The organism is Streptomyces iakyrus (genome assembly GCF_000717055.1).
GTDB classification, from domain to species: Bacteria; Actinomycetota; Actinomycetes; order Streptomycetales; family Streptomycetaceae; genus Streptomyces; species Streptomyces iakyrus.
Genome location: NZ_JNXI01000028.1, coordinates 15,497 through 41,700, shown reverse-complemented (window position 1 = coordinate 41,700; position 26,204 = coordinate 15,497). Strand labels below are relative to the sequence as shown.

Sequence of the window (26,204 nt, the reverse complement as noted above, 5' to 3'; positions counted from 1 at the left end):
TCCGCTGGAAGTCGGGGAGCGAGTTCAGTTGTCGGCGGTTGCAGCGTCGAGGAAGGCCGGGCGTTCACCACCGCCGTGGACGAGCAGACTCGCACCGCTGATGTACGCCGCGCGATCGGAGGCGAGGAAGACACAGGCGTCGCCCACCTCGTCCGGATCGGCGAGCCGGCCGAGCGGCACCGTGCGGCCGACGGCCGCGACGCCGTCCTCGTCGCCGTAGTGCAGATGCGACAGCTCGGTGCGCACCATGCCGAGGACGAGGGTGTTGACCCTGATCAGCGGGGCCCATTCCACGGCCATGCTGCGGGCCAGCTGCTCCAGCCCCGCCTTGGCCGCGCCGTAGGCCGCCGAGCCCGGTGACGGGCGGCTGCCGCCGACACTGCCGATCATGACGATGGACCCGCCGCCGGGCTGGGCGCGCATCTGCTCGTAGGCGGCGAGGGAGGCGGTCAGGGGAGCGAGCAAATTCAACTCGATGACCCGTGCGTGCCGTTCGGCCCCGCCTTCGTCGAGCATCCGGTACGGCGTGCCCCCGGCGTTGTTGACGAGGACGTCCAGCCTGCCGTACTCGTCCCTCACGTCCGTGAAGAAGGCGCCGACGGCGTCCGCGTCACGCAGGTCGACCGGGAGGAACCGGGCGGTGCGCCCCGCCGCTCCGACAGGCCGGTCCGCGGGGCGCCGGGCGCAGGTCACCACCTCCGCTCCGGCCTCCAGCAGGGCCCGGGTGATGCCCGCGCCCACGCCCCTCGTCCCGCCGGTGACCACCGCGACACGTCCGCTCAGGTCGGTGATCGTTGCCATGGGGGACCTCCCGCGAAGCGTACTCCGCTGCTACCTTCATGCCTAACAAACGTTTGGTGGAAAGGTAGCTGATGCGCTCATGGGTGTCTCCACCGCAAGCCCCGAAGAGGGCATCGCCGTCATCTCCGTGGACTTCCCACCGGTCAACGCCCTTCCTGTACAGGGCTGGTACGACGTGGCCGCCGCGGTGCGCGCGGCCGGGTCCGATCCGGGCGTGCGCTGTGTCGTCCTGACCGCGACGGGGCGCGGGTTCAATGCCGGCGCCGACATCAAGGAGATGCAGCGCACCGAGGGGTACACGGCGCTCGTCGGCACCAACCGCGGCTGCTACGAGGCGTTCGCAGCGGTCTACGACTGCGAGGTCCCCGTGGTCGCCGCGGTGCAGGGCTTCTGTGTGGGCGGCGGCATCGGCCTGGTCGGCAACGCCGACGCGATCGTGGCGAGTGACGACGCGACCTTCGGCCTGCCGGAGCTGGACCGGGGTGCGCTCGGCGCGGCCACCCACCTGGCCCGGCTGGTCCCCCAGCACCTGATGCGGACGCTCTACTACACCTCGCGCACCGTGACGGCCGCCGAACTGCACCGCCACGGCTCGGTCTGGCGGGTCGTCCCACGCGAGCGGCTGCACGCCGCGGCGATGGAGCTGGCCAGAGAGATCGCCGCCAAGGACGGGCTGCTCATCCGCCTCGCGAAGGCGTCGATCAACGGCATCGACCCGGTGGACGTCCGCCGCAGCTACCGCTTCGAGCAGGGCTTCACGTTCGAGGCCAACCTCAGCGGCATCTCGGACAGGTACCGCGAGGCGTTCGTGTCGTCCCGGGCAGCCAAGCCGTCCGAGCCGCACACGTCATCCGAGTCGTCCGGGCCGTCCAAGTCCTCCAAGTCCTCCAAGTCGTCCCAAGGGGGATCGCGTTGAGCGACAAGACGATGACCGCCGAGCACGTGGTCGGCCGGCTCCGCACCGGCATGACGCTGGGCATCGGCGGCTGGGGGTCCCGCCGCAAGCCGATGGCCCTGGTCCGCGCGCTGCTGCGCTCCGACATCACCGACCTGACCGTGGTGTCCTACGGCGGTCCCGACGTCGGCCTGCTCGCCGCGGCGGGACGGATCCGCCGCCTCGTGGCCCCGTTCGCCACCCTGGACTCCATCCCCCTGGAACCGCACTTCACCGCCGCCCGGCAGCGCGGGGCCTTCGACCTGGTGGAACTGGACGAGGCCATGTTCATGTGGGGCCTGACCGCCGCCGCGCAGCGGCTGCCCTTCCTGCCGGTCCGGGCCGGCCTCGGCTCCGACGTGATGAAGGTCAACGCCCACCTGCGCACCGTCACCTCGCCCTACGAGGACGCCGAGGAACTCGTCGCGGCCCCCGCTCTGCGCCTGGACGCCGCGCTCGTCCACCTCAACCGGGCGGACCCGCAGGGCAATGCGCAGTACCTCGGCCCCGACCCGTACTTCGACGACCTCTTCTGCCAGGCAGCTGCCGCCTCCTACGTCTCCTGCGAGCGGATCGTGGACACCGCCGACCTGCTCAAGGAGGCGGGTCCGCAGACCCTGCTGGTCAAACGGGCCTTCGTGAACGGCGTCGTCCAGACCCCGAACGGGGCGCACTTCACCTCCTGCGTCCCGGACCATGACCGCGACGAGTCGTTCCAGCAGGCCTACGCCCGGGCCGCCCGCGACCCGCAGGCCTGGCAGAGGTTCACCGAGCGGTTCCTGTCCGGCGACGAAGAGGCGTACCAGGCCGCCGTCAAGGCCTTCCACGAGGAGCAGCAGGCATGAGCAGCGGTGCGACGACCACCGGCGTGACGCGCGCCGAGTACTGCGTGGTGGCCTGCGCGGAGGCCTGGCGGCACGCCGGGGAGGTCCTGGCGAGCCCCATGGGCACCGTCCCCGCCATCGGCGCCCGGCTGGCGAAGCTGACCTTCGCGCCCGACCTGCTGCTCACCGACGGCGAGGCACTGCTCATCGGCGACGTCCCGGCGCTCGGTGCCCGCGCCCAGGTCGTGGAGGGCTGGCTGCCCTACCGTCAGCACCTGGCGCTCGTGGCCACGGGACGGCGGCACGTGATGATGGGCGCCGGCCAGATCGATCGCCACGGCAACCAGAACATCTCCTGCATCGGCGACTGGGCCCGCCCCGCCCGACAGCTGCTGGGCGTCCGGGGCGCCCCCGTCAACACCCTGAACAATCCGACCAGTTACTGGGTGCCCAAGCACTCCCCGCGGGTGTTCGTGGAGCAGGTCGACATGGTGTGCGGAGTCGGGTACGACCGTGCGGCCGAGGCCGGCCCGTCGGCCACCCGCTTCCACCACGTCCCGGAGGTGATCAGCAACCTGGGCGTCTTCGACTTCGCCACCCCGGACCACTCGATGCGGCTGCGCTCACGCCACCCGGGGGTCACGGTCGAGCAGATCCTGGAGGCCACCGGTTTCGCCCTCGCCGTCCCGGACGACGTGCCGTGCACCCGTGAGCCCACCGCCGAGGAGCTGCGCCTCGTCCGGGAGGTCATCGACCCGAACGGCGCCCGCGACCGTGAGGTGCCCGCATGAGCGAGACTGCGGTCGCCACGGCCCTCACCGAACTCGTCGGAGTGCGCACCCCCATCGTCCAGACCGGCATGGGCTGGGTGGCCGGACCCCGTCTCGTCTCCGCCGCGGCCAACGCCGGAGCCCTGGGCATCCTGGCGTCCGCCACCATGACCCCGGAGCAGCTCCGCTCGGCGGTGCGCGAGGTCAGGTCCCGCACCGACGCGCCCTTCGGAGTCAACCTCCGGGCCGACGCCTCGGACGCGGGGGAGAGGGTGCGGATCATCCTCGACGAGGGCGTCAAGGTGGCCTCGTTCGCGCTCGCACCGCGACCGGAGCTGATCGCCCGTCTGAAGGACGCGGGTGTGGTCGTCATCCCCTCGGTGGGCGCCCGGCGACATGCCGAGAAGGTCGCGGCCTGGGGCGCCGACGCCGTGCTGGTGCAGGGTGGCGAAGGCGGCGGTCACACCGGCAGCGTCGCCACCACGGTACTGCTGCCGCAGGTCGTGGACGCCGTGGACATCCCCGTGATCGCCGCCGGCGGCTTCCGGGACGGACGCGGACTGGTGGCGGCTCTGGCCTTTGGCGCCGCCGGGGTGGCCATGGGCACCCGCTTCCTGCTCACCTCCGACAGCACCGTCCCCGACGCGGTCAAGGCCCGCTACCTCGCGGCGGGCGTCCAGGACGTCACCGTCACCACCAAGGTCGACGGCCTGCCCCACCGCATGCTGCGCACCGACCTGGTGGACGCGCTGGAGCGGTCCGGCCGTGCGGCTTCCCTGCTGCGCGCCCTGCGGCACGCCTCCGCCTTCAGACGGGAGTCGGGTATGAGCTGGACCGGCCTGGTGCGCGACGGCCTGGCCATGAAGCACGGCAACGAACTGACCTGGAGTCAGGTCCTGCTGGCCGCCAACACCCCGATGCTGCTCAAGGCCGCGATGGTCGACGGCCGCACCGACCTGGGCGTGATGGCCTGCGGCCAGGTCGGTGGGATCATCGACGACCTGCCGTCCTGCGCCGAACTCGTCGACGGCATCATGGCCGAGGCACACGCCACGCTCGGCAGACTCACGACTGCCGTGTGAGGACGGGCCACCGGCTTCACCACACCGCTCCGCCCGCAAGTACCCGGGCCCGGCACACGGCCGGAGTGCCCCAGGCGGTGCGCAGGGGGCGGGCCTTGCGGATCCACAGGGACAGGTCCGGTTCCTCGGTGTAGCCGACGGCGCCGTGGAGCTGGAGGGCCGTACGCGCCGCCCCGTACGCCGCTTCGCAGGCCGACAGCTTCGCCGCGGCCACCTCCCGGCCCGCCGCCGTATCGTCCGCCGCCAGGGCCAAGGCGGCGGCGTAGACCAGCGGCTGGGCGAACTCCAGGGCGATGAGCGTGTCGGCCAGACGGTGCTTCACCGCCTGGAACGAGCCGACGGCCACCCCGAACTGGGTGCGCTGCCGCACGTACTCCACCGTGCGTTCCAGCAGTGCCCGACCCAGCCCGAGGGCCTGGGCCGCTGTCGCCAGCGCCGCCGCATCGGCGGCGTACGCGGCGGCCGCCGTCACCGCGGGCCCCTGCGCGAACACGACGCCGCCGAGCGGGCGGGCCTGCCTGCGCGCCGGGTCGGCCGACGGCTGCACCGGGCCGTGCGAGTCCGCGAGCCGTACGGTGTCGCCGTCCACGACGAACAGCGCGTCCGCGGCGTCGGCGTCCAGCGCGTACGGGCTGCCCCCCGGCGACAGGACGCACAGGGACACCACGGCCTTGCCCGACGCGAGCTGCGGCAGCCAGCCGTGGGCCGTATCGCCCCCGAGCCGGCCCAGCAGGGCCCCGGCGGCGACCGTCTCCGCCAGCGGACCGGGCACGGCATGACGGCCCAGCTCACCGAAGGCGACGGCCAGTTCGACGGGCAGCATCCCCACACCCTCGTGCTCGTCCGGGACGGCGAGGGCGAATACGCCGGCTTCCGCGAGCCTGGCCCACAGGGCACGTCCGGGTCCGTGGTCGCCGGAAGCCCAGGCCCGTACGACGCCGGGTGTGCCGGCCGATGCCAGCATGCCGTCCAGGGTGCGGGCGAATTCCCGCTGCTCGTCGTCGAGAAGGAAACGCATCACCGGCGTCCCTTCGGCAGGCCGAGCAGCCGCTCGGCGATGATGTCGCGCTGGATCTCGTTGGTGCCGGCGTAGATCGGCCCAGCCAGCGAGAAGGTGTAGCCCTCGGCCCAACTGCCATGCTCCGGCGCCTCGGTGGCCTCGTCGGACAGCTCGCCGCAGGGGCCGAGCAGATCGAGGGCGGTCTCGTGCAGGGCGATGTCCAGTTCGGACCAGAAGATTTTGTTGAGGCTGGACTCGGCGCCGATCGAACCACCCGCGACGATGCGCGAGGCATGCGCGTAGGTGAAGAGCTGGTAGGCCCGGGCGCCGATCACCGCGTCGGCGACCCGGTCACCCAGTGCGGTGCCACCGGAGCCGGGGTCCGTGGTGGAGTGCCACAACGAGGCGAGCCGGTCGGCCGCGGCGGTGAAGCGCCCGGGGCTGCGCAGGGTCAGGCCGCGCTCGTTGCCGCTGGTGCTCATGGCGACCCGCCAGCCCTGCCCCGGTTCACCGACGACGTCCTCGTCCGGCACGAAGACGTCGTCGAGGAACACCTCGGCGAAGGCGGGCTTGCCGTCCAGCCGTCCGATGGGCCGCACGGTCACCCCGTCGGCGTCCAGCGGGAACATCAGGTACGTCAGGCCCCGGTGCGGCCGGTCCGCGTCCGGATCGCTGCGGAACAGCCCGAACGCGCGGTCGGCGAAGGCCGCCCGGGACGACCACGTCTTCTGCCCGCCGATGCGCCAGCCGCCCACGGTCCGTACGGCCACGGACCGCAGCGAGGCCAGGTCGGACCCCGCCTCGGGCTCGGACCAGGCCTGCGCCCAGATCACCTCACCGCTCGCCATGGACGGCAGGATCCGCGCACGCTGCTCGGCGGTCCCGTACTCGAAGAGCGTGGGGGCGAGCAGGTTGATGCCGTTCTGCGAGACCCGGCCGGGCGCGCCGGCCCGGTAGTACTCCTCCTCGAAGATCAGCCACTCCAGCAGGGAGCAGCCCCGGCCGCCGAACTGCTCGGGCCAGGAGACCACCGACCAGCGGTCGGCGAACAGCGTGCCCTCCCACTCCCGGTGGGCGGCGAACCCCTCGGCGGTCTCCAGCGACGGCAGCGGAACGCTCGGCACACGGGCGGCGAGCCAGTCCCGGGCCTCGGCGCGGAAGGCGTCCTCGGCGGCGGTGAAGTCGAGGTCCATCAGCGGCGGGCCTCCTTCATCGCGCGCACGTCCATCCCGCCGAGCGAATCGTCGCCGGTCTCGGCGTTGTGGGCGTGGGCGAGATGATGCAGCCCGAAGACCGAGTCCAGCCCCGAGTGCAGGCCTTGGAGGTCCTCCGCCTGATTGACGGCACGCTTCGTCAGCGCCAGTCCCATTCGGGGCATCGCCGCGATCCGCTCCGCCAACTCCAGGGTTTGCTCGGTGAGTTCCTCGCGACGCACGACCCGGTTGACCATGCCGACCTCGTAGGCGCGCCGCGCACTCATCCGGTCGCCGGTGAAGAGGAACTCCTTGGCGATCCGCGGCGGCATCACCCATGGGTGGGCGAAGTACTCGACTCCGGGGATGCCCATGCGCACCACCGGGTCGGCGAAGAAGGCGTCCTCGGAGGCGACGATCAGATCACAGACCCAGGCGAGCATCAGACCGCCGGCCACGCACGCGCCCTGGACCGAGGCGATGACCGGCTTGGGCAGCTCGCGCCAGCGCCGGCACATCCCCAGATACACCTCGGACTCGCGGGCGAAACGGCTCTCGGCGCCCGGCTTGTCCGAGTGGTCCCACCAGAGTCCGGCCCTGCGGTCGAACGGCAGGTGTGCGTCCCGCTCAGGGGTGCCGATGTCGTGGCCGGCGGAGAAGTGCTTCCCCGCTCCGGCGAGGACCACGGCCTTCACCTCGTCGTCGTCCGCCGCACGGTAGAAGGCCCGGTCCAGGGCGTAGGTCATCGCGGAGTTCTGGGCGTTGCGGTACTCGGGCCGGTCCATCGTCACCAGAGCGACGGCGCCACGGCGCTCGTAACGGACGGGTTCGGGGGGCGCAGTGCGGGGGGCGGACATCCGCAACCTCCTTCCCTAACAAGTGTTTGGTAGGTTAACGTACGGGTCGTCAGCCGTCGAGAGCGGCCGGCAGCCGCGCGTGAGCACCGCGGAGGAGGTCGGCGCAGCGGCCCCGGGCCCTGATGCGGATCACCCTCACCGGCGCATTCGTCGCCCGGCGAAGCCGCGGTGAACCGGTGCCGGCGCCGATGCGCCCTCGGCCCGCCGAAGGAGGTAGGCCCATGACCTCGGCCCCACCGCCGTACCTGCCCGGCCACCGGCTGCTCACCGGCCGCTCCGCCGTCGTCACGGCCGCCGCCGGTGCCGGGATCGGCGGCGCCACCGCCCGGCGGCTGCTGGAGGAAGGCGCACGGGTCGTGATCTCCGACGCCCACGCCCGTCGCCTGAAGGAGTCCGGGGCGGAGCTGGCCGCCGAGTTCGGCCCCGACCGCGTCACCGCACTGCCCTGCGACGTCACCGACGACGACCAGGTCACAGCGCTGTTCGCGCACACCGAGGAGCACCATGGGCGCCTCGACATCGTGGTCAACAACGCGGGCCTCGGCGGAACCGCCGACCTCGTCGACATGACCGACGAACAGTGGGACAAGGTCCTCGACGTCACCCTCAACGGCACCTTTCGCTGCACCCGCGCCGCACTGCGCCGCATGAAGGCCGAGGGCGCCGGCGGCGTCGTCGTCAACAACGCCTCGGTGATCGGCTGGCGCGCACAGCGGGGACAGGCCCACTACGCCGCCGCGAAGGCCGGCGTCATGGCCCTCACCCGGTGCGCCGCCGTGGAGGCCGCCGCCTACGGAGTGCGGGTGAACGCCGTCTCCCCGAGCCTGGCCATGCATCCGCACCTCGCCAAGGTCACCACCCCGGAACTGCTGGAGGACCTGACCGCCCGGGAGGCCTTCGGGCGCTGTGCCGAACCGTGGGAGGTGGCCAACGTGATCGTGTTCCTGGCCAGCGGCTACTCGTCGTACCTGACCGGCGAGGTCCTGTCGGTCAGCAGCCAGCACCCGTGAGGCGAGAATGGCCCCGTGCCGAAAAGCAGCAACAGCGCCCACAAGAAGACCACGGTGAGCCCGCCCGAGCGGCGCGAGGAACTCCTGGCCATCGCGGCCCAGGTGTTCGCAGCGCAGGGCTACAACGCCACGACCGTCCGGAAGATCGCGGACGCGGCCGGGATACTGGCGGGCAGCCTCTACTACCACTTCGACTCCAAGGAGTCGATGCTGGACGAGATCCTCTCCGGCTTCCTGGACGAGCTCTGGGCCCGCTACGACGCCGTACTCGGCGCCGGGCTCGGCCCCAGGGAGACGCTGGAGGCCCTCGTGACCGAGTCCTTCCGGGAGATCGACCGGCACCTCGACGCGGTCGCCATCTACCAGAAGGAGTCCAGACACCTCGGGACCCGGCCCCACTTCGCCTACCTCGTCGAGTCGCAGCAGAAGTTCGAGAAGGCGTGGCTGGGCACCCTGGAGCGCGGAGTGGCCGCCAAGGTCTTCCGTGCAGACCTGGACGTACGGCTCACCTACCGCTTCGTGCGCGACACCGTCTGGGTCGCCGCGTCCTGGTACCGGCCGGGCGGCAGGCACAGCCCCGAGGAGATCGCCCGGCAGTACCTGTCGATGGTGCTGGAGGGCATCGCACTGCACGACTCATAGGCAGCCCTGCACAGCGCAGGCACAGAGGAGGAGACGCCATGGCCGAGGCCTACATCGTCGAAGCGGTGCGCACCCCGGTGGGACGGCGGGGCGGCGGACTGTCCGCCGTCCACCCGGCCGACCTCGGCGCACACGTGCTGACCGCGCTGATGGAGCGTTCCGGCGCCGACCCGGCAGCCGTCGAGGACGTGGTGTTCGGCTGCCTCGACACCGTCGGACCGCAGGCCGGTGACATAGCGCGCACCTGCTGGCTGGCCGCCGGGCTGCCGGAGGAGGTGCCCGGTGTGACCGTCGACCGCCAGTGCGGCTCCTCGCAGCAGGCCCTGCACTTCGCCGCCCAGGGCGTCCTGTCCGGCACCCAGGACCTGGTCGTGGCCGGCGGCGTGCAGAACATGTCGCAGATCCCCATCGCCTTCGCCACCCGCCAGGCCGCCGAACCTCTGGGCCTGACCGAGGGCCCGTTCGCCGGCTCCGAGGGCTGGCGGGCCCGCTACGGCGACCGGCCGGTCAACCAGTTCCTCGGCGCCGAGGAGATCGCCCGCACATGGGACATCACCCGGGAGGTCATGGAGGAGTTCGCGTTCCGCTCCCACCAGCGGGCGATCCAGGCCATCGACGAAGGCCGCTTCGAGCGGGAGACGGTCGCGTACGGCGACGTGACCCACGACGAGGGCCCGCGCCGCGACACCAGCCGGGAGAAGATGGCGGGACTGCAACCCCTGGTCGAGGGCGGCCGGCTGACCGCCGCTCTCTCCTCACAGATCTCCGACGGCGCCTCGGCCGTGCTCATCGCGTCGGAGCGGGCCGTACGGGAGCACGGTCTGACGCCCAGGGCCCGCGTCCACCACCTCTCCGTACGCGGCGAGGACCCGATCCGCATGCTGTCCGCCCCGATCCCGGCCACCGCGTACGCGTTGAAGAAGTCCGGGATGACGCTCGACCAGATCGACCTGGTCGAGATCAACGAGGCCTTCGCCTCGGTGGTCCTGGCCTGGGTGAAGGCGACCGGAGCCGACCCCGAGAAGGTCAACGTCAACGGCGGGGCCATCGCCCTGGGCCACCCCCTCGGAGCCACCGGCACCCGGCTGATGACCACGCTCCTGCACGAGCTGGAACGCACCGGCGGCCGCTACGGCCTGCAGACGATGTGCGAGGGCGGCGGCCAGGCCAACGTGACCGTCGTCGAACGCCTCTGAACCCGGACAACGGCCCCGACCTGTGTAGTCTGACGATCAGTTCGACCGATGAGAGGCTGAAGGTGGACGTCGGAAGACGGCATGCCGGGCTCCAGCTCCCTGAAGGGTCCTGGTGGGACTGGGACGTGGTCGCCTGGAGCGCCGGGCAGCTCCGCCTCGCTGCCGGACAGGACCTGACCTACCGGCATGACCTGGAACTGGTCATCGCCGACCCGGCCTTCGTCAGCTGCCCGACGAGCTTCCACGATCCGACGTTCCGCGCCCCGACGCCCGACGAGCTCCTGAAGGTCGATCGTCACCTCGGTGACCACCTGCCCGTCGTGGTCGCATTCGAGGCCGACGCAGGCGGACAGGAGCCCGTCTCGTGCCTCATTGCCGCCGAGCGACTCGACATCGTCCGGGAGCCGGTCCTGCGGTACTGGCGTGACGACACCCCACCTGGCCAACGCTTCGTTCCCTGGGTGCGGTCACCGGGCCGATAGCCGCCGTGCCTCCCCGCTGCGCGGCCTGACGGAGAGAGAAGGCGCATGCGGTCGCGGCTATGCTGCGGCGGTGCGCACGGTCGAGCTGTTGTTGGACGCGGCGGCGGAGCAAGCGGTCCGGGAGGCCTGGCGGCGGCTGGCGGACGCGGGGCTGCCCAGTCAGGCGCGCCACCGCTCACCGACCAACAGCCCGCATGTCACTCTGGCCGCATGCCCGGAGCTGACCGCCCCGATCCGCTGGGAACTCGCCCGGGTGACCACCACTCTGCCGCTGCCCGTGCGGTGCACAGGCGTGGTCCGCTTCGAGCGGCCCACCTCGGTGCTGGCCTGGGCGCTGGAACTCGACCCCGCCCTGGCCGGGCTGCACCGCCGGGTGTGGGAGGCGGTGGCCTCGGACAGCCCGCCCCGGACCCTCAACCCGTTCCACGAACCCGGACTCTGGGCCCCTCACATCACCCTCGGCCGGACCCGGCGCGCCGGTGCCTTCGCCGACCGGCGGGTCCCTGAGCTGCTGCCCACGCCGCCGCTGTCCGTCCGCCTCACAACCCTGCGCAGCTACGACACCGAGACCGGCGCCCTGGAGGTGCTGGAACCCCGCCACTGAGCCCCGTACGGCGCAGCGAGAAGGCGTCCATGCGTGCCTCGGTCGCCCGTCCCCGGGCGGGATGCGCCGACCCAGCACTGAACGGCAGGCTGTCGCGCCTTGCCCGTCGTCATCCCCGGAGCCGGGCCCGCCCGGGCACCGGTGCCGTGCTCGTCAGGCCCTCGCCGTACCGCGGCTCATCCGCCGTCCGGCGGTCACGGCCACTCCCGCCAGCGTGGCCGCGACGGCGGTCCGGCGCAGCGCGGTGCGCCGTCGCCCGCCCCAGCCGCCGTGCACCGCCCCCTCCCCTTGAGCCGGTACGTGCAGTGTGCCGTGCGTGGCCGGGGCCTCCTCGTGGCGGGACAGATGGGTCTTGTCCGTCTGCCGTGCCATGGCCCGCTCCGCGAGTCCCGGTGCCATCCGGGACTGACGCACCAGCGCGCGGCCCGCGGGCCCGACCACCACTTCGCGACGCGGCCGGCGGACGAGACGCACCACGGTCCTGGCGACACGCTCGGGGGTGTAGACGGGCGGCATGGCCACCACCTTGCGCCCGGTGTAGTTGGCCGCCTGCTCGAAGTGCGGAGTGTCGATGGTGGCCGGCAGCACGGTGCAGACCTGGACGCCCTTCACTCCTTCCACCCGGAGCTGCTGTCGGAGGCCGGAACCGAGGGCGCGTACGGCGTGCTTCGACATGCCGTACGGGTGACTGTACGGCTGGGCCACGGCACCCACGATGGACGAGATGTTGATCAACGTGCCGGCTCCCTGCTCCCGCATCACCGGCAGAGCCGCCCGCACCCCGTACACGTAACCCATCACATTGACGTCCAGGACCTTGCGGAAGTCCTCCAGAGGCACGTCCTCGAAGCGGCCGAAGGCGTTCACGGCCGCGTTGTTGACCCAGACGTCGATCCGGCCGAACTCCTCCACCGCACGTCGCGCCAGGTCCTCGACCGCCTTGACGTCCGTCGTGTCGGTCGGCACGACCAGTGTCCGTGCTCCGCGATGCCTCGCGCACTCGCGGGCCGTGGCTTCCAGCGCCTCCTCACGCCGTGCGGCCAGCACCACGGCGCAGCCCTTGCGCGCGAAGGCCACCGCCGAGGCCCGTCCGATCCCGCCGGACGCTCCGGTCACCACCACCACGTGGTCTCGCAGTCGCATCTCGTTCCCCTTCGCCTCTGCCCGAGCCGGGCGCTCCTACCCGCCTCCGCGGCGGAACGAGTACCCGGCAGGGCCGGCTCACCTACGCCGTGGCGCGCGGTGGAGTGGGCGCAGACGGCCGAAGGACACGTACGCCCGGCGGATGTGCCCCGGAGCGGTACTGAAAACCCCTGAGCGGGACACACGGCCAGACAGCGGCGCCTGGCCGTCCTGCGCCGCCCGGGACAGAGGAACGAGGTGGGCGATGCGTGCGGTGACGGTGCGGCCCGGTGTCAAGGACTCCGTGGAGGTGAGGGAGGTGCCCGACCCCGCCCCGGCTGCGGGCGATCTGTTGGTGGACGCCCTGGCGATGGGGGTGTGCGGGACGGACAAGGAGATCGTCCGGGGCGAGTACGGCTCGGCGCCGCCGGGCGGTGAGTGGCTGATCCTGGGGCACGAGTCCCTCGGGCGGGTGCGGCAGGCGCCACCCGGCAGCGGCTTCTCGGCAGGCGACCTCGTCGCCGGGGTGGTGCGCCGCCCGGATCCCGAACCGTGCGGGGCGTGTGCCCGCGGGGAGTTCGACATGTGCCGCAACGGCCGCTACACCGAACGCGGCATCAAGGAGATCGACGGCTACGGCGCCGAGGCGTGGTGCGTGGATGCCGATTACGCGGTGAAGCTGGAGCCGCATCTGGACCGCGCCGGTGTACTCATGGAGCCGACCAGCGTGGTGGCGAAGGCGTGGGAACAGGTCGAGCGGGTGGGTGCCCGCTCATGGTTCGAGCCGCAGCGCGTCCTGGTGACGGGTGCGGGTCCCATCGGCCTGCTGGCCGCCCTCCTGGGCATTCAGCGCGGCCTCGAGGTGCATGTGCTGGACCGGGTGGCCGAGGGGCCCAAGCCCGGCCTGGTCCGGGACCTGGGTGCCGCGTACCACGTCGAGGACATCGAGCACGTCGTCTCCGCCGTGTGTCCGGACGTCGTCATCGAAGCGACCGGCGCCAACGAGCCCGTGCTCGCCTCGCTGACCGGCACGGCGCCCTACGGAGTGGTGTGCCTGACGGGGGTGTCGCCCGCCGGCCGTACGACGACCGTCGACGCGGGCGCCTTGAACAGGGAGATGGTGCTGCAGAACGACGCGATTGTGGGCTCGGTCAACGCGAATCTGCGCCACTACCGGCAGGCGGCCGACGCCTTGGCGGCGGCCGACCTGACCTGGCTTGAGCGTGTGATCACCCGGCGCGTGCCGCTGGGGCGGGCAGCAGAAGCGTTCAAGGAGCGACCGGACGACGTCAAGGTGGTCATTGAGCTATAGACGGCGGGGACGAGACTCGAAAGGAAGGTTCCGGATGTCGCACGACTCTGCTCCTCTGGTCGTGGTCATGGGCGTGTCAGGCTCAGGGAAGACCACGGTCGGCCGGCTGCTGGCCCGCAGACTCGGTGTCCCTTATGCCGAGGGGGACGACTTCCACCCCGCGGCCAACGTGGCCAAGATGCGGGCCGGCCACCCGCTGGACGACACCGACCGCCGCCCCTGGCTGGAAGAGATCGCACGATGGCTCGCCGCTCATGCGGACAGCGGAGGTGTGGTCACCTGCTCGGCGCTGAAGCGGCGCTACCGTGACCGGCTGGTCTCCGCCGCGCCGGGCACTTTCTTCCTGCACCTCGACGGCTCACCCGAGCTGATCGCCGAACGGATCACCGCCCGGCAGGGCCACTTCATGGCGCCCGAGCTGCTGAGCACCCAGTTCGCCGACCTCGAACCGATGGCGGAGGACGAAGCGGGGGCGGCCATTCCGATCGACGGTACCCCGGAGGAGACCGCCGCCCTCGCGCACGCCGCCGTCACTTCTCCCTGAGCGGTCACTTCGCGGAGCCGCGCGGCGGGGCGCAGGGTGCACCGCGGTACGCAGTGCCGGGACGTCGCGGCTGGACCAGCGGGGCACCCCCGTCGCGCTGGTGCCGGGGCTGGGGGCGCCGGGTTACCTGCTGCGGACGCTGGAACGGTGTGCGCGGTCGGGACCGGTGCGCCTGCTCGACGTTCCGGGCTTCGGCGATCCCGCCGGGCAGGCCTGCTCCGAAACACTGGGCTCGCTGGCGGACACGGTGGCGCGGTGGCTTGCCGTGGTGCCGCGGGCGCCCGTGGTACTCGCCGGGCACTCCACGGGCGCCCAGGTGGCGCTGCACGCGACCGTGCGCGCGCCCGAGCGGGTGCGGGCCCTCGTCCTGCTGGCTCCGACCTTTCCGCCCCGCCTGCGACGGATGCGTCCGCTCCTCGGCGCGCTCGCCCGCACGGCGGTCCATGAGGCCCCCGGTGCCGTGCCGACCGTCTTGCCCACCTACCTCAAGGCCGGTCCCCGGCGGCTGCTCACCTGCGTCCGGTCGGCCCAAGCGGACGCACCTGAGGACGTCCTGCCGTCGGTGACCTGCCCGGTCACCGTCGTGGCGGGGGAGAAGGACGCACTGTGCCCTCCGGAATGGATCCACCACCTGGCATCCCGGGCCGCAATTGGCCGCGCCCTGCTGGTACCCGGCGCACACGCGTTCCCCCATCCTCATCCCGCCGTCACCGCGGAGGTGCTGGCGCAGGCGCGGGCAGAGGCGCCGTGATGCCGTCACGTCCGATGAGGCGCGGGCCGGGGCAGGACGCCGAGCTGACCTGAAGCCGCGTCATTTACGCCCGGCGTCGGCGGGAAAGAGGGCCCTTGACTCAGGGAGGCTTACGTGAAGCGTGACCGGATCGAGCTGGCCGAGATACTGGCAGAGGCGGAGGCCGCCCCGCCGGTGCGCTCCCTGGATGTCGTGGCGCACAATCTGCGCGAACGGTTCGGCGCGCGTTACGTTTCGTTCCTGTTCGTCGACGTCGTCGGTCGACGCCTGCTGCGGGTCCACGAGGAGAGGGCGACACCGCAGGAGCGCGGCGCCGATCAAGTACCCCTGGCGGGCAGTGTCTACGACGAGGTCCTGCGCACCCAGAAACTCGTGCGGATGCCGGAGGGTGCACAGGAGCACCGGGTGCTGGCTCCGGTCACCAACCGCGGCGACGCCATCGGCCTCCTGGAGCTCCGACTCACCCATGTCACACAGGACATTCTGGAGCAGGTCGAGGAGGCAGCGCACGCGCTCGCGTACATCATCGTCACCGACCGCCGCTTCACCGACCTCTACCACTGGGGCAACCGCACCGCCATGGTCACCCTGGCCGCGGAGATCCAGCGCCAGCTGCTGCCGTCCGCTCCTTCCTGCGAGGCCGCCGAGTTCGCCCTCGCCGGCGCCCTGGTCCCGGCCTCCGACATCGCCGGTGACACCTACGACTACAGCCTCGACGAGGACACCCTGCACCTGTCCATCACCGACGCCATGGGCCACGACGTCGACGCCTCCCTCATGGCCACCCTCCTGGTCAACGCCTCCCGCGGCGCCCGACGCGCCGGAGCGGGCCTTGCCGAACAGGCCCGCCAGGCCCGCCAGGCCCTCCTCGACCACGGCCGCCGTACCTTCGCCACCGGTCAGCTCCTGCGCATAGCCCTGGACGGCAGCAGCGTCCAGCTCGTCAACGCCGGCCACCTGTGGCCCCTACGGCTGCGCGACGGATCGGTCGACGAGATCCAGCTGCACATCAACCTCCCCTTCGGCGTCCCCGCACAGGGCCCCTATCGGGTACAGGACATCGACCTGCGCCCCGGCGACCGCCTCGTGCTCTACACCGACGGCATGCAAGAACGCCAAGCGGAAGCCGTCGACCTGCCCGGCCTCCTCCGCGCCACCGCTGCCCGAGCACCCCCGTGAGGCCGTGCGCGCCATGGTCACCGCGGTCACCCACGCCTGCGACGGCCACGTGAAGGACGACGCCACGGTCCTGTGCCTGGACTGGCACGGCCCTCAGCCCGGCGGCCGCAGCGCGATCACCGGCGCCTGACCGAGCCCCTGGTCGACGGACTCGCGGCCCGGGCACCGCGTCCTGACAAGTGGCGCCGTCGCGCTCATGGCATGTGCAGCAGAAGCAGAGCGATGTCGTCACCGTGGGTGTGCTGGGGGACGGCTTGATGGATGAGGCGGTCGGCCAGGTCGTCGAGTGTCCGGTTGCCGCTGCTGGTGAGCTGGCGGGCGAGGGCATCGATGGAGTGGGTGATGTCGGTGCCGGGGGTTTCGACGAGGCCGTCGGTGTAGAGGGCGAGGAGCGACCCTGCCGGGATCGGTGTGGTGGCGACCGGGTAGACGGCCTCGAAGCCGGTGCCCGTGCCCGCGCCGGTGTCGATCCCGAGCAGCGGGCCGGGTTCGACCTCGACTGCGCGTGTGTGAGGGGTGGGTGCGGGGGTGCGCAGGAGCGGGGGCGGGTGCCCGGCGCTCGCCAGGTGAAGGCGGCGTTCGGCGAGGTCGATGTGGATGTAGAGGCAGGAGACGAACAGGTCGGTCTCCAGATCGAGCAGGACGCGGTTGGTGCGGGCCAGGACGTCACCGGGCCGGGCGCCGGCGGTGGCGTGGACAGCGGTGCGGACCTGACCCATGAGCGCGGCGGCGGTGATGCTGTGTCCTTGGACGTCGCCGATGACAGCGGCGGCGGTCGTGGAGCTCAGACGGATGAGGTCGTAGAAGTCGCCGCCGATGTCCAGGCCGTGGGCGGCCGGCAGGTAGCGGGCGGACACGGCCAGATGGGGGACGTGGGGAAGAGTCACCGGCAGGAGGGCCTGTTGCAGGCCGTGAGCGAGATCGTGCTTGGCGTCGTACAGGCGGGCACGGTCCATGGCCTGCGCGATGAGCCCGCCCAGCGAAACCAGGACGGCGCGGTCGCCGGCGCTGAACCGGTGGGGCGAGTCGTAGGACAGCACACAGCAGCCGACCCGGCGGTCGGAAACCACCAGCGGCAAGAAGGCCCAGGCCTGCTTGCCGCTCAGCGCGGGCGCCTGCGGAAAGGCGCGGGCCATCTCTCCAGGGTCGGCGAAGAAGGCCGGAATGCCGCTGTGCAGGACTTGGCCGGCGGGCGTGAGACCGGTGTCCAGCTGCAGACCGTCCAGGCGTGCGACGGCGCGCGGGTCGTAGCCCCGGTGCCCGAGGATCTTCAGGCGCCCGGCGTCGGCGGCGGAGAGCACCATGCCCTGTGCCCCGAAGGCGGGCAGGATCTGGTCGGCCACCACATGGATCACGTCGGCCGCGGTGACGGTCTGGCTCAGGGCTGCCGCCAGATGGGTCAGCTGGTGGATCCGCCCCGTACCGACGCCCTCGGGTGCGGCTCCCGAAGGAGTGATGCGGGGCGGCGGAGCGTTCGCCGGCTGCCGGTGGGGGTAGATGAGCGCGCTGATGCCGCTCTCGCTGGGGTAGAGCTGGAAGTCGAGCCACACGTCGGGCGGGCGCAGCGCGGTGAAGGCGGCGGGCTCGCGGGTGAAGACCGCCGTGCGGTAGTGCTCCTCGTGAACCGGGTTGTCGAGCCAGGGTACGGCCTGCCACGGCAGGGTGCCGAGGAGTCGCTCGACGCTCCGCCCGAGCAGCCGCGCGGCGGCGGCGTTGAGGTAGGTGATGCGCCCCTCCAGGTCGAGGCCGAGAGTGCCGACGGGCAGTCGTTGGACCAGGTCGGCGGCGGCCAGCCCCGTCTGTGAGGCATCCGGTACCGGCCGGCGCACCGGTACGGCACGCGGCTGGTCCGGAAGGCTGAGGGGGGCCGGAGAAGCGTCCAGCACCTGCGTGATGCGCCGCGCGCTGGAGAGGATGTGCCCGCGTTCGCGGCTGGTCAGGGACGGCGGGTGGCTCGCGGACCACATCAACGCCAGCGCTCCCCACCGGCTGGCACCGTGAAGCGGGGCGAACGCCATGGCGAACCGGTAGGGCAGCCCGGCTGCGGCGTTCGGGTACAGGCGGGCAAGGTCCTCCTGCCGCCCCACCCACACCAGACGGTCCTCCCGTACGGCTTCCGACAGCGGGCCCGCGGCCGACACCGCCACTCGCCACCACGGCGCCACGGCCATCACCGGCATCCCGGACACCGCCGTCAGGACGAGGACCGGCTCGGTCGGCGACAGCAGATACACGCCGCCTGCCGAAGCTCCTGTACGGCGCACGGTGGCGCTGAGCACCTCCTCCAGAGACGTCTCGCCGCCGATCCCACCGATATCATGTGCCACATTTCCGACGATATGTGAACAGGGCGGGATGTATCCGGGCGCGGGGAGCGGCGAAGCACCCACCGCGCGTCCTCGCCGGTCCACTCCTGCCGGGCGGCAGTGGGCGCCGTGCCTCGAAGAAGCCCGCGTAGAAGTGCCCGGCGTTGTTGATCAGGACGTCGATGCGGCCGAAGCGGTCGACGGCGGCCTGAGCGGCCGCCCGCGCTTCGCTCAGACTGGTGCCGTCCAGCTTGGTGACGAAGGTTGTCCTGCGGGCCGCCCAGAATCTCCTCGCCAGCCCGGCAGCCACCCCCGCCGGGGGGACCGAGGCCACCGACCACCTGCGCTGAGCAGCCCCAACGAGCAGAGTCCGGGGGCCGCTGCGCCCTCGCGGGCGTCGGCCCGGAGTGAGGCCGGGGCAACCGGCCGGTGGCGAAGCCCGGCGGCGCGGATGATCGGATCGGTCCGCAACGGTCGGGTGCGGCCGGGATGGCTGCTGCCAGGGTACAGGTCGAAGGGGAGGTCTCGTGATCTCGGCACTCAACCAGCTCGTCGATCTCGTCGAAGAGCACCTCGCGGAGGAACTCGACGTCCGCGGGCTGGCAGCGGGGCTCGGCACGACCGAGTACCACTTGCGCCGGATGTTCTCGTCGCTGGCAGGCATGCCGCTTTCGGAGTACGTGCGTCGGCGGCGCATGACCGTTGCCGCCGCCGACGTCGTCCGGGGCGAGGACGCTCTGCTGAGCATCGCGGTCCGGCACGGATACGGCTCAAGTGAGGCGTTCGGACGCGCGTTCCGGGCGGTCCACGGCGCCGGCCCCGGTGACGTGCGTCGCGATGGAGGCCCCCTGCACGCACAACCGCAGCTCAGGTTCCGCCTGACCGTCGAAGGGAGCAAACCCATGGACACCCGCCTCATCGACCGACCCGCGTTCCGGCTCGTCGGGCACGCAGCCCGCGTCCCGCTCATCCACCAGGGCGTCAATCCCCACATCCAGCAGCACATCTCCGCGCTGCCGCAAGAGGAACACCTGCGGCTGAAGTCCCTCGGCGACACCGAACCGGGAGGCCTGCTCCAGGTCTCCGACGACCTCGACCCGGACGCCGCGGAAGGCAGCGAACTGACCTATCTGCACGGGGTGGCCCTCGCCCACGACACGGAGGCCCCGGACGACCTCGACACCATCGAGGTACCGGCTGGGAGGTGGGCGGTCTTCCGCACCAGCGGACCGCATCCGCAGGCCCTGCAGACGACCTGGGCGGCGACCGCGACCGACTGGTTCCCCTCCAACCCGTGGCGGCTGCGGCCGGGTCCCTCGATCGTTGCGGTCCTCGAGCGCGCCGAGGACTTCAGCACCGCGACCTGCGAACTGTGGCTGCCTGTAGAACCGGCGTGAGGCATCAGCGAGCAAGGCAGGCCCACCCGACCGGCCCGGCTGGTGCCGGCTGATACCGAACTGGAATGTCAAGGCCCTGGCCCACGGTGTGAGCGCGGGGTCAGGCGGCGCTGTGCTTGCGGCGGCGACCGGCACGGGCGAGAGCGTCCACGAGTTCCTCGCGGCTCATCTTCGACCGGCCGGCAACGTCATGTTCGGTGGCCCGCCGGTACAGCTGCGCCTTGCTCAGCTGCCGCAGCTCCCTCTTGCCCGCACCGCGCTGGTCGCGAGAATGGGCCGATGGACGTGAGGTCTTCGACGCCGCGTTCCGGGCGGCCGGCCTCTTCGCCGTCCTCGCAGCAGACTTCCCCGCTTTCGTGCGGGCCGGCTCCGACGGCTGGGGCCCAGACCCGGTGGACTTCCTCGGGCCGCGGCGACCTCGGTCGATGCTGCCCCGCAACGCCTCCATCAGGTCGACGACGTTGGTGGCCGTCGGCGCCTCCTCGGCCGCGGCTACCTCCTGGCCCTCGGCCTTCGCCTTGACCAGCTCCTGGACCTTCTCGCGGTAGGTGTCGCGGTAGCGGGACGGGTCCCACGACCTTTCGAGGGAGTCGATCAGCTGGAGTGCCATGTCCAGCTCCTTGCCCCTGCCGGCCCGGCCGGAGGGCAGCTCGGGCAGCTCCTTGCCCGGGTCGCGGACCTCGTCGGCCCAGTGGAGGGTCTGCAGCACCAGGACCTCGTCCTCGGCGCGCAGAGCGGTCAGGTACTGCTTGCCGCGCATCACGAACGTCGCGACACCGACCCTGTTCGACTGCGTGAGTGCCGCCCGCAGCAGCTCGTAGACCTTGGTGTACTCCTTGCCGCGCGGGGCGAGGTAGTAGGTGCGGTCGAAGTAGACGGGCTCGATCTCCTCGAGGCCGACGAAGTCGGTGATGTCGATGGTCTGGGAGCGGCCCGGCGCGATCTCGTCCAGTTCCTCGGGCTCCACGATGACGTACTCGCCCTCGCCCACCTCGTAACCCTTGACGATGTCACTGGCGTCGACCTCGTCGCCGGTGCGCTCGTTCACCCGGCGGTTGCGGATCCGGTCGGCGGTGCCGCGCTGGAGCTGGTGGAAGTGGACGGCGTGGTCCTCGGTCGCGCTGTAGAGGCCGACCGGCACGCTGACCAGGCCGAAAGACACCACACCGGTCCAGATCGCGCGTGCCATGACCGCTCACTTCCATCCCTTGCCGCCGCCGGAGCCAGGGGGAACACGCCCTCCGCGTGCGGCGTGCCCTGCTGGTGTCACCCTCATGAGACACCGCAGGTCAGCGGCCCGCACCTTGTGACCATAGGCGTCACCCGCTACCGGGGCTTGTTACAGAGGAAGCAGCCTTCCCAGTAGGGGAGCCCGCTGAGGACGCGGTGAACCGTGCACGACGCCACCGCCGCCCCGTCCGGCCCCGGGAAGTACTGGAAAGGGCCGCTGCCGACAGGCGGGGTGAAATATTGCACCATGACCCTGAATCGAGCCAGGTAGTCACCCACGCGGGCTGGGTGGTAGCCCAACTCGCTCCAGCGATGTCCGCTCGCGGCGAGATCCGTGGCGCGCAGTACGAAGTCCTTGGACCGCGCACGCTCGGACTCGCCGGCGCCCCAGTCGACCTCCTCCAGGCGGAAGCCGACGGCACCACGGCCCATCATGTTCTGGTCCTGCAAGATCAGTAGCGCCGCGAAGCGAAAATCCCAGGCCTCCGATGCGAGTTCGGACACGGAGAGCATCAGCACCTCGACAAACGCCTCGGTGCCGCCGTTGGACAGATCCAGCTCGCGGCCTCCACCGGAGAACATGTTCGCCACATGGCCACCGTATGGGGTTGCTGGAGGAGCTGTTCATCGGTGGCGACAAGACGCAGTGCCCGTCTTTCGACGAGACGGGCCAGGACGCCGGCTGGTGCACCGACGGGTCCCACTGAAGCCACTGCTCACGCTGTACGGAGCCCAGTGCGCCCGAAGCAACGGCTGCCGCATGCCCGCATCCAAGCTCCTGTCACCCTCCAAGACGCGTGCGTCAAACGCCCTTCAGCACACGGTCAAGTGCCGCTCGGCCGGCAGGACCCCAATGCGGCTTGCCCCCGGGAAGACCCCGATCGCCGTTCTGCCCCATGAGCATCAGGAAGAGGCTCTTCATGGCGGCCAGCCCGCGGGCGCGCCGGATCGCCGCCTCGTCTGCGAGCGCGTACGTGTCGAAGAACCGTGAGGCCGTGCCATCGGGCAGAAGCACCCATGCGGCGGCGAGATCCCACGCAGGATCGCCGGCGAACATGGCACCGAAGTCGACGATGCCCGAGAGCGTTCCGTCCGAGACCACGACGTTCGCGGGATGGAGGTCGCCGTGCACCCACACGCGCGGGCCCTCCCAGGCCTGGGCGGCGACGGCGTCGTCCCAGACGGCCCGGACGTCGGCAGCGATGGCGTCGGGGACAACAGCCCGGAAGAGGTTCTCGAAGCCGTCCGTGCAGCTCCTGGGATGGGCACCGAAGTCCGTAGAGATCGGCGCCTCTGCGGGCGCCTCGACATGGAGCGCCCGGAGGAAGCCCGCCAACGCGTCGGCCGCGTGGGCGCCGCGGCTGATCGAGTCGTGGTCCAGCGGCTCGCCGGGAACCCACGTCATCACCGTCCAGTGCTTGGGGAAGCGCTCGGACGGCTCGCCGAGCCGAACCGGAGTCGGCACCGGGAGCGGCAGGCGCGGGGCCAGCACCGGGAGCCACTGCCGCTCCTTCAGCTGGAGCTCCGGGGTGGGGTCCATGCGCTGCATGCGCACAGCCAACTCGCCACCAAGACGCCACATTTGGTTGCCCCAGCCGCCTTCCACCTCCTGGATGGGCAGCCCTGCCAGGTCTGGATGCTGCTCCTCCAGCAGCTCGCGTACCAGGTCTGCGGTGATCTCGATCTCGGTGTCGGTCATGCGGACCTACACTACTGAGGCGGAAGGCGAAGCGGGTCTCACCGCCAGGCCAGCCGTTCGCTAGGAACGCCTCCGCTAGTGCGAATCTTCGGTCAGGGACGATCGGGTCCGGAGAGGCGTGTGGTTGCCTGATAGGCGTCGATGTCGGCCCGGCCCCCGGCGCCCAGAACCCCCGTGTCCACCGTGACCCGGCTCGGGGGTTGCCTGCGCAATTCCCGGCGGGCGAGGCGGGAGACGAGGGTGGGGAAGACGGGCCGCAGCGGCTGGCACCAGCGCAGCCAGGGGGGCGCGTAGATGTGACGGGCACGGCGTGTGATGCCAGAGGTGAGCCATTCGGAGACCTCGGCGGTGCTGTGCACCTTGCGAGCGAAGCGGGGCTGGTTGCGGCGCAGGGCCTGTAGCACGGGGTGGTCGTCAACGCCGGTGATCATGTCGGTGCCGGTCCAGTGCAGGTAGGCGATGCCGACGCCGACCCCGTCCGGTTCCACCTCTCCGCGCAGGGCCAGGGCGAAGGACTCCACCCCGGCTTTGGAGGCGCAGTAGGCGCTCATCAGCGGGGACGAGCCGAAGGCGGCGGTGGAGGCGATCTGGAGGAAGTAGCCGCGCGTGTGCGTGAGGTGGGGCAGGAAGGCGCGTGCGGTGTTGGCGGATCCGGTGAGATTGACGTCGATGACCCGCTGCCACAGGTCGGCCGGTGTGTGGACGAAGGGCCCGCCGGTGGCGATCCCGGCATTGGCTACGACGACGCTCGCGTGTCCCAGGGCCTCGTTGATCTCGCGGGCGGCGCGATGGAGCGCTTCCCGGTCGGTGACGTCGGTCTCGACGCAGAGGCTCCGGCCGGGCAGGGAGTCGGCGGCCCGCCGGAGGGTGGCCTCCTCGCGCCCTATCAGCGCGACGAGCATCCCGGCGTCCGACAGACGCCGCGCGAGGGCCGCGCCCACACCGCGGGCGGCTCCGGTCACGACCGCGACCCGCCCTGCCAGCGGCGAGCCGACCGCCTCCCGTGGCCGTCCCGACCCGGGGATCTCACTCATAGGGCCTCGTTCCCGTCGCCGCGCCGTCCCGTCGACGGCACCCTCGAAGCACTTCCGTCCTACGCAGCCGAACAGATGCGTTCGAGACTTATGGACTTCCACGACGGTGGTGACCGGCACCGTCACCTTGCGGGCGCAGGTGCTGTCGCGGTCGGCCCAGCGCGATGAGCAGGGGGTTCATGGTGCCGAGGCTCCCGGAACCTCGGAGCAGCCTGCCGCGGGGGTACGGGGCGATCCGGGAGCGCTTGCAGTTGGGTTCGACTGCGGAGAGGCCACCGATGTCCAAGTGACCGGCCGCCCGAGCGCTCCGGAGCACGGTTCGGGAAACCCCCTGCGGCATGGGGGGATGGCGGACGGGGGCGTACTGCTAGTGGGTCAATGTGTAGCAGGTGGCACGGGCTGCGCCGTGCTCGTTCCAGTCCCATTGGTCAGTGGGCCAAGTGAACCAGTGCGTGTCTCGCTCGGCGGACTCTGCCCGCCAGGTGTCGGGGGAGTTCGGGACGGCTCTGTCGCAGGCGGTTTCGGCTTGCTGCCGGGCTCTGTCGGCCCCGGGGTAGGTGGTGGTCAGTTCCGGCTGAGCCAGGATCCGGGCGCCGTGCTTCGTCCCGCACGGGCGGCTCACGACAAGGCGGCTGGAGCTGGTGCCGGTGTGCGGGTCGAAGCAGGCACCCGGCTCCAGTTCATCGATCTCCCGGATCGCGTCCCGTGCGGGGACCTGCCGGGCGGCGGACGGCAGCTTCGGAACGCTCGTGCCGTGCTGACTGATGGTCAACTCAACCCGGATCCCCTTCAGGCTCCGTAGCGAACCCGACTCCCGTGCCTCCAGCGCGCCCAGATCGGCCGAGGCGCGGGTGAAGCGTCCCTCACTGTCGGCGCGGAGCACGAGATCGACGGGCAGGGGGGCGGCGGCTTCGTCGGTCCCCCGGTGCAGCATGTCCCGAAGGTCCTTGGGGAAGAGGGCGAGGGCCGCGGGCGCGGTGGTGCGGATCGTGTACGTCCGGCCGGTCCGCGCCGGTGCGGACTTCGTCACCCGCCCTCCTGACGAGAGGAGCTCCAACAGGGTCCCGCCGAACGGGACCTGGGTGCCGGCCAAGTATTCGACGTTGCGGTTGCCGTCGAGGGTGAAGTCGCTCGGGGCATGGCGGATCCAGTACGGCGCGGCACCTGGCCGCACCAGCACGTCCGTCCCGTCGACGGCCACGCCCAGCTCCGACGGCTGGGGTGACGGTGCGGGGGAGGAGCCGAGCAGCGCCTCCCGCTGCGCCGTGTTGACGCGCTTGGTGAAGGTCCACGACCGGGTGCCGACGGCGTGCCCCGCCTTCGGGGCCATCCGGCCCTCGCTCGTCAGGACCGCCTCACCAGTGCCGAGTTCGAAGGTCATGGTCTGCCGGAATGCGAAAGCGTCCGTCGCCAGGGTCGCTTCGAGGGCCTTGGCGGGCTGCTGCGCCTTCGGGGCGGAGAAGACGGGGTGCGGTGGCTCGGCCGGTTCGCCGGCCATGCAGCCCGTGACAGCGAGGGCGGCCGCGGCCGCGGCGGCGCCGAAGCGGGACCGGGTGAGGGAAGATCGACCAGATATCACGACGGTACGACAGCGGCACTTGCCACACGGTTGCACGGCGGGCGATAACGGAAACACAACGCCACCGGGAGATGATCACGCGGGGGGACCCGTGCCCCTGCTCGGGGTGGCCTCGTGGCTGGTCCAGCCGCAGATTGCGATCATGGATACCGAGACCGCTGGCCGCTAGCCTGCCGATGTGGCTGAGTCCTTAAATGAGCGGCAGTTGATCGCGGACGGCTTCGAGCGTGCGTACACCGTCCTGGAGTGGTACGACGGGCCGCGCAAAGGACTCGCGGTCATCAGTGGTGTCCCGCACTACTTCGAGGGTTGGGACTATGACCCGGCCGATGCGGCCGACGAGTACGTCGTCTGGCCCGCGAGCGAGGCGGCCGTGGCGATGGAGCGCGAGCAGTGGGAGATTTACGTCAGGTACGAGGTATCCGCAGCCGGGAGGGAGGAGCATCCGGCGAACGGAGGGATCGATGCCCGCTTCGACGAACTGACATCGCTCCTCACGCCGTACCGCCAGGCGCCGGACGGTGCTCTGCGGCTTGTGGGTGAGGAGCGATTGGACGACGGAGACCGCTACCGGCCAGACGGGGGCGACCTCTGGTTCCGGTGGCGCCCGGTCAGTGAGGCCCTTGCTGAGCATTAGGTGGATGTTGATCGGTCCG

The 26,204-nt window shown here is 71.4% G+C and carries 26 protein-coding genes and 1 pseudogene; 15 read left to right on the top strand and 12 right to left on the bottom strand.

The genetic code is table 11. The features are described 5' to 3' along the window. Positions 1–24: 24 nt before the first annotated feature. Positions 25–801 (bottom strand): SDR family oxidoreductase, encoded by a 777-nt coding sequence (locus tag OO68_RS35415; protein WP_033313449.1) that lies wholly within the window; start codon positions 799–801, stop codon positions 25–27. Positions 802–880: 79 nt separating this feature from the next. Here OO68_RS35415 and OO68_RS35410 point away from each other — a divergent pair, with 79 nt between their 5' ends. Genes OO68_RS35410 through OO68_RS35395 form a run of 4 tightly spaced genes read left to right on the top strand, consistent with a single transcriptional unit; the run spans position 881 to position 4,411 of the window. Further along, complete coding sequence (locus OO68_RS35410) at positions 881–1,717, top strand: enoyl-CoA hydratase family protein (RefSeq protein ID WP_033313447.1); 837 nt, start codon at positions 881–883, stop codon at positions 1,715–1,717. Further along, positions 1,714–2,580: a CoA transferase subunit A gene (locus OO68_RS35405; RefSeq protein WP_245237289.1), complete on the top strand. Its 867-nt coding sequence runs from the start codon at positions 1,714–1,716 to the stop codon at positions 2,578–2,580. The genes OO68_RS35410 and OO68_RS35405 overlap by 4 nt, the downstream gene beginning before the upstream one ends. Next, entirely contained in the window at positions 2,577–3,350 is a 774-nt protein-coding gene (locus tag OO68_RS35400; protein ID WP_033313444.1) for a CoA-transferase subunit beta, read from the top strand. Before OO68_RS35405 ends, OO68_RS35400 begins: the two co-directional genes overlap by 4 nt. Beyond that, the gene (locus OO68_RS35395) at positions 3,347–4,411 is read left to right on the top strand and encodes an NAD(P)H-dependent flavin oxidoreductase (RefSeq protein WP_033313443.1); all 1,065 of its coding nucleotides are present in this window, start codon (positions 3,347–3,349) and stop codon (positions 4,409–4,411) included. The genes OO68_RS35400 and OO68_RS35395 overlap by 4 nt, the downstream gene beginning before the upstream one ends. Positions 4,412–4,427: 16 nt before the next feature. On the opposite strand, the gene OO68_RS35390 is transcribed toward OO68_RS35395, so the two are convergent. Genes OO68_RS35390 through OO68_RS35380 form a run of 3 tightly spaced genes read right to left on the bottom strand, consistent with a single transcriptional unit; the run spans position 4,428 to position 7,461 of the window. After that, positions 4,428–5,429: an acyl-CoA dehydrogenase family protein gene (locus tag OO68_RS35390; RefSeq protein ID WP_033313442.1), complete on the bottom strand. Its 1,002-nt coding sequence runs from the start codon at positions 5,427–5,429 to the stop codon at positions 4,428–4,430. Beyond that, on the bottom strand, positions 5,429–6,604 hold the full coding sequence (locus OO68_RS35385) for an acyl-CoA dehydrogenase family protein (RefSeq protein WP_033313441.1): 1,176 nt from the start codon (positions 6,602–6,604) through the stop codon (positions 5,429–5,431). The genes OO68_RS35390 and OO68_RS35385 overlap by 1 nt, the downstream gene beginning before the upstream one ends. Continuing rightward, positions 6,604–7,461: an enoyl-CoA hydratase gene (locus OO68_RS35380; protein WP_033313440.1), complete on the bottom strand. Its 858-nt coding sequence runs from the start codon at positions 7,459–7,461 to the stop codon at positions 6,604–6,606. Before OO68_RS35380 ends, OO68_RS35385 begins: the two co-directional genes overlap by 1 nt. Before the next feature lie 221 nt (positions 7,462–7,682). Here OO68_RS35380 and OO68_RS35375 point away from each other — a divergent pair, with 221 nt between their 5' ends. The 5 genes from OO68_RS35375 to OO68_RS35355 all read left to right on the top strand — a co-directional run bounded on the left by OO68_RS35375 (position 7,683) and on the right by OO68_RS35355 (position 11,395). Continuing rightward, positions 7,683–8,471 carry an SDR family oxidoreductase gene (locus OO68_RS35375; protein WP_033313439.1) on the top strand — a complete coding sequence of 263 codons (789 nt, stop codon included), beginning with the start codon at positions 7,683–7,685 and terminating at the stop codon, positions 8,469–8,471. 15 nt (positions 8,472–8,486) lie between these two features. Further along, positions 8,487–9,113: a TetR/AcrR family transcriptional regulator gene (locus OO68_RS35370; RefSeq protein WP_033313437.1), complete on the top strand. Its 627-nt coding sequence runs from the start codon at positions 8,487–8,489 to the stop codon at positions 9,111–9,113. A gap of 38 nt (positions 9,114–9,151) precedes the next feature. Then, positions 9,152–10,309 (top strand): acetyl-CoA C-acetyltransferase, encoded by a 1,158-nt coding sequence (locus OO68_RS35365; protein ID WP_033313436.1) that lies wholly within the window; start codon positions 9,152–9,154, stop codon positions 10,307–10,309. Positions 10,310–10,371: 62 nt separating this feature from the next. After that, on the top strand, positions 10,372–10,791 hold the full coding sequence (locus tag OO68_RS35360; protein WP_051814916.1) for a hypothetical protein: 420 nt from the start codon (positions 10,372–10,374) through the stop codon (positions 10,789–10,791). A 70-nt stretch (positions 10,792–10,861) separates the two neighbouring features. Further along, a complete protein-coding gene (locus OO68_RS35355; RefSeq protein ID WP_033313435.1) occupies positions 10,862–11,395 on the top strand; it encodes a 2'-5' RNA ligase family protein in 534 nt (177 codons plus the stop codon). A gap of 153 nt (positions 11,396–11,548) precedes the next feature. On the opposite strand, the gene OO68_RS35350 is transcribed toward OO68_RS35355, so the two are convergent. After that, on the bottom strand, positions 11,549–12,538 hold the full coding sequence (locus tag OO68_RS35350) for an SDR family oxidoreductase (protein ID WP_033313434.1): 990 nt from the start codon (positions 12,536–12,538) through the stop codon (positions 11,549–11,551). A 244-nt stretch (positions 12,539–12,782) separates the two neighbouring features. Between OO68_RS35350 and OO68_RS35345 the strand changes: the two genes are divergently transcribed. The 4 genes and pseudogenes from OO68_RS35345 (at position 12,783) to OO68_RS42650 (ending at position 16,433) form a co-directional block, all read left to right on the top strand. Beyond that, positions 12,783–13,829 (top strand): glucose 1-dehydrogenase, encoded by a 1,047-nt coding sequence (locus OO68_RS35345; protein ID WP_033313433.1) that lies wholly within the window; start codon positions 12,783–12,785, stop codon positions 13,827–13,829. A gap of 34 nt (positions 13,830–13,863) precedes the next feature. Continuing rightward, positions 13,864–14,373, top strand: coding sequence for a gluconokinase (locus OO68_RS35340; RefSeq protein WP_033313432.1), 510 nt, complete (start codon positions 13,864–13,866; stop codon positions 14,371–14,373). 100 nt (positions 14,374–14,473) lie between these two features. After that, on the top strand, positions 14,474–15,124 hold the full coding sequence (locus tag OO68_RS35335) for an alpha/beta fold hydrolase (RefSeq protein ID WP_157852787.1): 651 nt from the start codon (positions 14,474–14,476) through the stop codon (positions 15,122–15,124). Positions 15,125–15,238: 114 nt separating this feature from the next. Then, positions 15,239–16,433: pseudogene (locus OO68_RS42650) on the top strand (PP2C family protein-serine/threonine phosphatase). 64 nt (positions 16,434–16,497) lie between these two features. Here OO68_RS42650 and OO68_RS35325 read toward each other — a convergent pair. Then, the gene (locus OO68_RS35325) at positions 16,498–18,630 is read right to left on the bottom strand and encodes a SpoIIE family protein phosphatase (RefSeq protein WP_078625647.1); all 2,133 of its coding nucleotides are present in this window, start codon (positions 18,628–18,630) and stop codon (positions 16,498–16,500) included. Next, positions 18,620–18,943 carry an SDR family NAD(P)-dependent oxidoreductase gene (locus OO68_RS48780; RefSeq protein ID WP_078625646.1) on the bottom strand — a complete coding sequence of 108 codons (324 nt, stop codon included), beginning with the start codon at positions 18,941–18,943 and terminating at the stop codon, positions 18,620–18,622. Before OO68_RS48780 ends, OO68_RS35325 begins: the two co-directional genes overlap by 11 nt. A gap of 193 nt (positions 18,944–19,136) precedes the next feature. Here OO68_RS48780 and OO68_RS35320 point away from each other — a divergent pair, with 193 nt between their 5' ends. Then, positions 19,137–20,006 (top strand): AraC family transcriptional regulator, encoded by an 870-nt coding sequence (locus OO68_RS35320; RefSeq protein WP_033313428.1) that lies wholly within the window; start codon positions 19,137–19,139, stop codon positions 20,004–20,006. Positions 20,007–20,106: 100 nt separating this feature from the next. Here OO68_RS35320 and ku read toward each other — a convergent pair whose 3' ends face one another. The 5 genes from ku to OO68_RS35295 form a co-directional block, all read right to left on the bottom strand. Next, complete coding sequence (ku, locus tag OO68_RS35315) at positions 20,107–21,195, bottom strand: non-homologous end joining protein Ku (RefSeq protein WP_033313427.1); 1,089 nt, start codon at positions 21,193–21,195, stop codon at positions 20,107–20,109. Positions 21,196–21,332: 137 nt separating this feature from the next. After that, the gene (locus OO68_RS35310; RefSeq protein ID WP_033313486.1) at positions 21,333–21,818 is read right to left on the bottom strand and encodes a hypothetical protein; all 486 of its coding nucleotides are present in this window, start codon (positions 21,816–21,818) and stop codon (positions 21,333–21,335) included. 220 nt (positions 21,819–22,038) lie between these two features. Then, positions 22,039–22,935 (bottom strand): aminoglycoside phosphotransferase family protein, encoded by an 897-nt coding sequence (locus tag OO68_RS35305; protein WP_033313426.1) that lies wholly within the window; start codon positions 22,933–22,935, stop codon positions 22,039–22,041. A gap of 92 nt (positions 22,936–23,027) precedes the next feature. Beyond that, positions 23,028–23,969 carry an SDR family oxidoreductase gene (locus OO68_RS35300; protein ID WP_033313424.1) on the bottom strand — a complete coding sequence of 314 codons (942 nt, stop codon included), beginning with the start codon at positions 23,967–23,969 and terminating at the stop codon, positions 23,028–23,030. Between the two features lie 367 nt (positions 23,970–24,336). Beyond that, positions 24,337–25,548 carry a hypothetical protein gene (locus tag OO68_RS35295; RefSeq protein WP_157852786.1) on the bottom strand — a complete coding sequence of 404 codons (1,212 nt, stop codon included), beginning with the start codon at positions 25,546–25,548 and terminating at the stop codon, positions 24,337–24,339. A 178-nt stretch (positions 25,549–25,726) separates the two neighbouring features. On the opposite strand from OO68_RS35295, the gene OO68_RS35290 reads away from it, so the two are divergent. Continuing rightward, positions 25,727–26,185, top strand: a complete 459-nt coding sequence (locus OO68_RS35290) for a hypothetical protein (protein WP_033313421.1) — start codon at positions 25,727–25,729, stop codon at positions 26,183–26,185. Positions 26,186–26,204: the final 19 nt, after the last annotated feature.